This window comes from Kitasatospora sp. NPDC058190 (assembly GCF_042883685.1).
Taxonomy (GTDB): domain Bacteria; phylum Actinomycetota; class Actinomycetes; order Streptomycetales; family Streptomycetaceae; genus Kitasatospora.
The window spans coordinates 130,857-138,568 of the sequence record NZ_JBHVVI010000010.1 but is presented as its reverse complement, the minus strand read 5'-3'; the positions used below and the strand labels follow the sequence as shown (position 1 = coordinate 138,568).

The following is a 7,712-nucleotide window of genomic DNA, read 5'->3' as shown; positions in this document are numbered from 1 at the left end:
GCCGAAGGCCGCGCGGAGCCGGGCGGTGTCCCGTACGGCAAGGATGGAGTCGCCGCCGAGGGCGAAGAAGTCGTCCTCGGCGCCGGCCTCGGCGGTGCCCAGCACCTCCGTCCAGGCGGCGGCGACCAGCCGCTCGGCGTGGGTGCGGGGTGCGGTGCGCGCACGGCCGGCGGCGAAGCCGTCCGGACCGGGCACGGGCAGCGCGCGCCGGTCGAGCTTGCCGTTGGGGGTCAGCGGCAGGGCCGCCATCGGGACGTAGGCGGCCGGTACCAGGTAGGCGGGCAGCAGCCGTTCCAGGTGGGCGCGGAGTTCGGCGGCGGTCGGGGGCCGGTCCGCGTCGCGGGCGGCGACGACGTGGGCGACCAGTCGGCGGGTGCCGGCGGCGTCCTGGTGGACGCCGACGGTGGCGAGGTCCACGCCCGGGTGGGTGTGCAGGGCGGCCTCGATCTCGCCGGGTTCGATCCGGTAGCCGCGGATCTTGACCTGCTGGTCGGCGCGGCCCAGGTAGCGCAGGGTGCCGTCGGCCTGGCGGCGGACCCGGTCGCCGGTGCGGTACATCCGGGTGCCCAGGGCGCCGAACGGGTCGGCGAGGAAGCGGGTGGCGGTCAGCCCGGGCCGGTTGAGGTAGCCGCGGGCCAGGCCCTCGCCCGCGACGTACAGTTCGCCCACCGCGCCGGGGGGCACCGGGGCGAGGTCGGCGTCGAGCACGTACAGCCGCAGGTCCGGGATGCCGGTGCCGATCGGGCCCGGGCCGCCGGCGGCGGCGGTCGCCCGGTCCAGCGGGGCGTGGGTGACGTGCACGGTCGTCTCGGTGATGCCGTACATGTTGACCAGGCGCGGCGCGTCCTGCGGGTGGCGGGCGTACCAGTCGGCGAGCCGGGTGACGTCCAGCGCCTCACCGCCGAAGACCACCGTGCGCAGGGCGAGTTCGCACGGGTTCTCGGCGTCCGCGCGGATCAGCGGGTAGAACGCGGACGGGGTCTGGTTGAGCACGGTGACCCGCTCGTCGGCGAGCAGCCGCAGGAAGTCCTCCGGCGAGCGGGCGGTGGACTCGGGCACGACGACGAGCCGGCCGCCGTGCAGCAGCGGGCCCCACAACTCCCATACCGAGAAGTCGAAGGTGTAGGAGTGGAAGAGCGTCCAGACGTCCTGGGCACCGAAGCCGAACAGCTCCCGGGTCTGCTCGAACAGCCGCACCACGTTGGCGTGGGGCACCACGACGCCCTTGGGGCGGCCGGTGGAGCCGGAGGTGAAGATGGCGTAGGCGGGGCTGTCGGGCAGTGGCCGGTGGCCGGGGGCGGGCGGGCCGGCCGGGCGGCGGGACAGGTCGGCGCGCACCCTCGGGTCGTCCAGGGCGAGGACGGGCACCTCGGCGGTGTCGGCCGAGGGCGTCACCAGGGCCACCGGGGCGGCGTCGCGCAGCAGTTGGGCGCGGCGTTCGGCCGGCAGGCCCGGGTCGAGCGGCAGATAGGCCGCGCCGGTCTTGAGGACGGCGAGGACGGCCACCACCAGCTCGGCCGTCCGGGGCAGGGCGAGGGCGACGAACCGCTCGGGCCCGGCGCCGAGTTCGGCCAGCCGGTGGGCGAGCCGGCCGGCCCTGGCGTCCAGGGTGGCGTAGTCGAGGTGCTCGGCTCCGCAGGTGACGGCCTCGGCGTGCGGGGTGCGGGCGGCCTGCGCCTCGAAGAGGTCGACCAGGGTCTGGGTGGGCCGGCCGTGCGCGGTGCCGTTCCGGTCGACCAGCAGGCGGTGCCGCTCCTCGGCGGTGGTCCAGGCCAGGGCGCGCAGCGGGCGGTCCAGTCCCCCGGCCAGTTCGGTGAGCAGCAGGCACAGCCGCGCGGCGAGGCCGCGGACGGTCGCGGCGTCGAACAGCTCCGGGTCGTAGGCGAGGTCGAAGCCGAGGTGCTCCCCCTGGTGGGCGCGCAGGACCAGCGGGTAGTTGGTGGCGTCCCGGGAGGAGACCTCCGCGAGGCGCACCCCGGTGCCGGCCGTGCGGGCGTCGTCGAAGGGGTAGTTCTCGAAGGCGACGATGCTGTCGAACAGCGCGCTGCCGCGCGGTACGTCGCTGAACCCGGTGAGCTCGGCGAGGGACACCGCGGCGTGGCGCCGGCCCTCGGCCTGGGCCTCCTGCAGTTCCCGCAGCCAGGCGGCGGCAGTGCGGCGGCCGTCCACCCGGACCCTGGTGGGCAGGGTGTTGATGAACATGCCGATCATCGACTCGACGCCGGGCAGTTCCTCGGGGCGGCCGGAGACGGTCGTGCCGAACAGGACGTCCGGCTCGCCGCTGTAGCGGGACAGCAGGAGTGCCCAGGCTCCCTGGACCACGGTGCCGAGGGTCAGCCCGGCCTGCCGGGCGGTGCGGGCCAGGCGCTCGGAGGCCTCCTCGGACAGGCGCGCGGTGTGGGTGTCCGCCGACCGGGCCCGGTGGGCCCCGCGGCGCACCCGGTCGGCGGGCAGCGGGGTCGCGGTGGCGAAGCCGGCCAGGACGCCCCGCCAGTGCGTGCGGGCGGCCTCGTCGTCCTGGTCGGCCAGCCAGCGGACGTAGTCGGCGAACGGGCGGCGCACGGCCGGGGTCGGTGCACCCCCGGTGGTGAGCGCCGCGTACTCCTCGAACACGTCGGTGAGCACCTGGGCCAGGCTCCAGCCGTCCAGGATCAGGTGGTGGGAGGTCCACAGCAGCTGCAGGCGGGCCTCGGGCAGCCGGACCAGGGTGAGCCGGGTCAGCGGCGCCGTGGCGATGTCCAGCCCCTGGGCGAGGTCGTCGGCGCGCAGCCGGGCCAGCCGGTCGGCGCGCTCGCGCGGGTCGAGCGCCCGCAGGTCCAGGTGGGTCACCGGCAGCCGGACGCCGCGGCGCACCACCTGCAGCGGGCGGGGGACGCCCTCCCACCGCACGGAGGTGCGCAGCGCCGGCGTGCGGTCGGCGACCCGCTGCCAGGCGAGGGCGAACGCGTGCGGGTCGCCCACGCCCTCCAGCAGCAGGGCGGCCTGGTCCACGTAGACGTCGTCCGGGCCGCCGACCAGGCGGTGGAAGAGCATGCCCTCCTGGAGCGGGGTGAGCGGCAGCAGGTCCTCGACGTCGCGCCCGTCGCCGACGATCCGGTCCACGGCGGCCTGGTCGAGGCCGACCAGCGGGAAGTCGGAAGGGGTGCGGCCGCCCGCGTCGGGGCGGGCGCAGTGCTCGACGACGGCGGTCAGCGCATCGGCGGTGGCCCGGGCCAGGGCCTGGACGGTGGCTGTCTCGTGTGCCTGCTCGCTGTAGTGCCAGGTGAGTTCCAGCTCGCCGTCGGCGACCACGGCGGAGACGTCGAGCAGGTGGTCCAGCGGCTCGTGCGGGGCGAGGTCCCGGCCGGGGGTGTCGCCGGCGGGGGCGAAGTCCCCGGCCCCGGGGGCGGTCCACTGCCCGTGGTAGTTGAAGCAGACCTGCGGCAGCGGGACGTCCCGCAGGGCGCGGGCGGCCGGGTCGGGTGAGCCCAGGCGGGCGAGGGCCTCGTAGCCCAGGCCGCGGCGCGGTACGGCCCGCAGCCGCTCCTTGACCTGCTTGAGCGTGGCGGCCCAGTCCGGACCGTCGGCCGGGCCGACCGGGACGAGGGTGACGGGGTACTGGGTGGTGAACCAGCCGACGGTCCGGGAGAGGTCCAGCCCGTCGAACAGGTCCTCCCGGCCGTGGCCCTCCAGGGCGACGGTGACCTCCCCGGTGCCGGTCCAGTCGACGAGGGCCCGGCCCAGTGCGCTCAGCAGTACGTCGTTGACCTGGGTCCGGTAGGCCTCGGGGACCTTCCGCAGCAGCGCCTCGGTGGTGGCGCGGTCCAGCCGGGTGCGCAGGGTGCGCACGGAGCCGGCCGACGGGGTGCCTCCGGGGTGGTCGACGGGCAGCGGCTCGGCCGGTGCCCCCGCTTCGGCCGTCCAGTACGGCAGGTCCTCGTCGAGCCCGCCGGCCCGGACCAGTTCGCCGAGGTCGCGGGCCCAGTCGGTGAACGGCGTCGGCTCGGGTGCCAGGCGCGGTTCGGCGCCCGCCGCCGCCTGCCGGTAGGCCTGTTCCAGGTCGGCGAGCAACACCCGCCAGGAGAAGCTGTCCACGGCCAGGTGGTGGGCCGTCAGGAAGAGCTGGGGACGGGCCTCGCCGGCCGGGCCCGGACGGACGTCGCGCAGCAGGACGGCGCGCAGCAGTTCGCCGGTGGCCGGGTCGAGGGCGGCGCGGGCGGCGTCGGCGGCCTCGGCCCGGTCTGCCGCCGGGTCGGGCCGGGTCAGCGGCGCGGTGCCCGGGGCCTCGACCGGCTGCTGGCGCCAGCCGTCCGCGCCCCGGGTGAACCGGGTGCGCAGCGCCGGGTGGGCGGCCACGACGGCCCGCAGGGCCCGTTCCAGGGCCGGTTCGTCGAGCTGCTGCGGCAGGTCGAGCAGCATCGACATGCTGAAGCGGCTCTGCGGGCCGTGGGCGGCGAAGAACCACTCCTGGACCGGGGTCAGCGGGGCCGGTCCGTCCCCGTGCCGCGGCCGGGAGGCGGCCGCGGCGGTGGCCGGGCGGACCGCGGCGACCAGGTCGGCGACGGTCTGGTGGCGGAAGACGTCCTGGGAGCCGATCCGCAGGCCGGCCGCGCGGGCGCGGGAGACCGCCTGGATGCTCAGGATGGAGTCGCCGCCGAGCTCGAAGAAGTTGTCCGTGACACCGACCCTGGGCACGCCCAGCACCTGGGCCCAGATGCGGGCGAGGGTCTCCTCCTCGGGGGTGCGCGGTGCGGTGAACTCCCCTTCCCGGATGCCGGTTTCGGGTTCGGGGGCGGGCAGCGCGCGACGGTCCAGCTTGCCGCTGACGGTGAGCGGCAGGGTGTCCAGCTCGGTGAAGGAGGACGGCACCAGGTGGTCGGGCAGCACCCGCCGCAGGGCCGCCCTCAGGTCGGCGGCCGGGCGGGCCGCGCCCTCGGCGAGGACCAGGTAGGAGGCCAGCCGGATGTGGCCGCGCGCGTCGGGCACGGCGGCGACGGCGGCGGCGGTGACCTCGGGCAGGTCGAGCAGCGCGGCCTCGACCTCGCCGGGTTCGATCCGGTGGCCGCGCACCTTGACCTGGTCGTCGGCGCGCCCGAGGTACTCCAGGCGCCCGTCGGCGGTCCAGCGGGCCAGGTCGCCGGTGCGGTACATCCGGCTGCCGGGCGGGCCGAAGGGGTCGGCGAGGAAGCGGGCGGCGGTCAGCCCCGGTCGCCCGAGGTAGCCGCGGGCGATCTGCCGGCCCGCCAGGTGGAGTTCGCCGCTCACCCCGGGCGGCACCGGCTGCAGCCGGCCGTCCAGGACGTACGCCCGGACGTTGGGCAGCGGACGGCCCACCAGCGGCCGGTCCGCTCCGTCGATGCGGCAGGCCAGCGCGTCGACCGTGCACTCGGTGGGGCCGTAGTAGTTGTAGGCGGCGGTGTCCGGGCGCCCGGCGAGTTCGCGCCAGAGCCGGGGCCCGACCGCCTCGCCGCCGAGCATCAGCACCCGCGGGCGGTGCCGCGGATCGTCGAGCAGCCCGGCGGGCAGCAGTTGGCGCAGGTAGGAGGGGGTCACGTCGAGGAAGTCGACGCGGTGCCGCACGACGTACTCGACCAGGGCCGCCGGGTCCCTCCGGGTCGCCTCGTCGACCAGGTGCAGCGGGTGGCCGTCGGCCATCAGCAGCACGCCCTCCAGGGAGGTGTCGAAGGAGAACGAGGCGGTCAGCGCCACGCGCAGCGGTCCGCCGCCGGCGTCGGCGACGAAGCCCGCCCGGTGGGCGGCCAGCAGGTTCACCAGCGCCCGGTGGGGGACGGCGACGCCTTTGGGGCGACCGGTGGAGCCGGAGGTGTGGAGCACGTACGCGGTGTTCGCCGGGTGCAGCGGGGCGCTCCGGTCGGCGTCGGTGGGGTCGGTGTCCGGCCCGGTGGCGGGCAGCGCGCGCAGCGCCGCCTCGTCCAGGACCAGGGCCGGGCGGGCGTCGTCCAGGAGTTGGCGCACCCGCTCGGCCGGCAGCGCCGGGTCCAGTGGCAGGTAGCCGGCGCCGGCCTTCCAGACGGCGACCATCGCGGTGACCATGTCGGCGGTGCGCGGCAGGCGCAGTGCGACGAGCCGTTCGGGGCCGGCGCCGAGCGCGATGAGGTGGTGGGCGAGCCGGTTGGCGCGGGCGTTGAGCGTCGCGTAGTCGAGGCACTCCGTCCCGGCGACCAGCGCCGGGGCGTCCGGGGTCAGCGCCGCCCTGCGTTGCAGCAGTTCGGGGTAGGTGGTGTCCGCCACGGGCAGTTCGGTGGCGTTCCACTCCCGGGTCAGCTGCCCGGTCTCCCGCGCGGAGAGCAGCGGCAGGGTGCCGATCGGGCGGTCCGGTTCGGCGGCGGCGCCGTCCAGCAGCCGCAGCAGCTGGTCGGTCATCCGTCGTGCGGTGTCGGCGTCGAAGAGGTCGGCGCGGTACTCCAGCGCACCGGCGAGCGCCTCGCCGTCCGGGACGAACTCCACGCTGAGGTCGAAGGTGGCGGCCTGTCGGGGCACGGCGACCGGGGAGAGCGCCAGCCCGTGCGGGGCGTCGGCCGCGGACGGCGCCGGGTGCAGCAGGACGAGTACGTCGAACAACGGATTGCGGCCGGCCTCGCGGGGCGCGCCGACCGCCTCGACCAGCCGCTCGAAGGGCGTGTCACCGTGCGCGAGCGCGTCGTTGCCGGTCTCGGTGGCGGCCGCCAGCAGCGCGCGGAAGGAGCCGGCGGAATCCACCCGGGTGCGCAGCACCACGGTGTTGACGAAGCAGCCGACGGCCCGCTCCAGTTCGGTGCGGGAGCGTCCGGGGGTCAGGGAGCCGACGGTGACGTCCTCCTGGCCGGACCAGCGGGCCAGCAGGGCCTGGGTGGCGGCGACCAGGGCGGTGTGGAGCGTGCCGTGCCGCTCGGCCGCGAGTTCGCGCAGCCGGGCGGTGAGCCGGGCGGGCACCGTGAAGGTGTGGACGGCTCCGGGGCCGGCCTCCTCGCCGCGGCGCGGCCGGTCCAGCGGCAGCTCCGGCGGCACCGCTCCGGCCAGCTTCCCCTTCCAGTACGTCAGCTGTCTCTCCAGTCGGTCGCCGGAGAGCTGCTCGCGCTGCCAGACCGCGAAGTCCGGGTACTGGGCGGCCACCGGGGGCAGCTCCGGTCGGACGCCCCGGGCCAGGGCGTCGTAGGCGGTGCACAGCTCGTCCAGGACGACGCCCATCGACCAGCCGTCGGTGACGATGTGGTGCGCGGTCAGTTGCAGGACGTGCGAGGTGTCGGACTCGCGCACCAGCAGCGCGCGCAGCAGCGGCCCCTGCCGCAGGTCGAAGGGGCGGGAGTACTCCTCGCGCAGGAGCGTGTCGAGGCCCTGCGGCCCGGTGCTCTCCCGGACCGGCAGCGGCGGCGGCTCGGCCGGCCGTACGGTCTGGACCGGCCGGCCGTCGGTCTCGTCGAAGGTGGTCCGCAGCCCCTCGTGGCGCGCCGTGACGGCGGCCAGCGCCCCGGCGAGCGCGGTGCGGTCCAGCGGGCCGGTGAACCGGACGGCGACGGCGCTGTTGTAGCGGGGGTCGCCGGGCCGCAGCCGGTCCAGGAACCACAGGCGCTGCTGGACGAAGGAGGGCGGCAGCGGGAGGCTGCGGTCGGCGCGCGGGATGCCCCCCTCGGCGGCGCCGGACCGTCCGGCCAGCCGGAGCCGCAGCGCTTCCCGCAGGTCGGCGGGCAGGGCCGCGGCGCGGTCTCGCTTCGAAGGCGTCATGGTCGTCGGAT

1 protein-coding gene is annotated in these 7,712 nt (G+C 76.6%); it reads right to left on the bottom strand.

What is annotated here, in order from left to right; translation table 11 throughout:
- A partial coding sequence (locus tag ACFVWU_RS07230; protein ID WP_387616704.1) for an amino acid adenylation domain-containing protein occupies positions 1-7,701 on the bottom strand: 7,701 nt, incomplete at its 3' end.
- Positions 7,702-7,712: the final 11 nt, after the last annotated feature.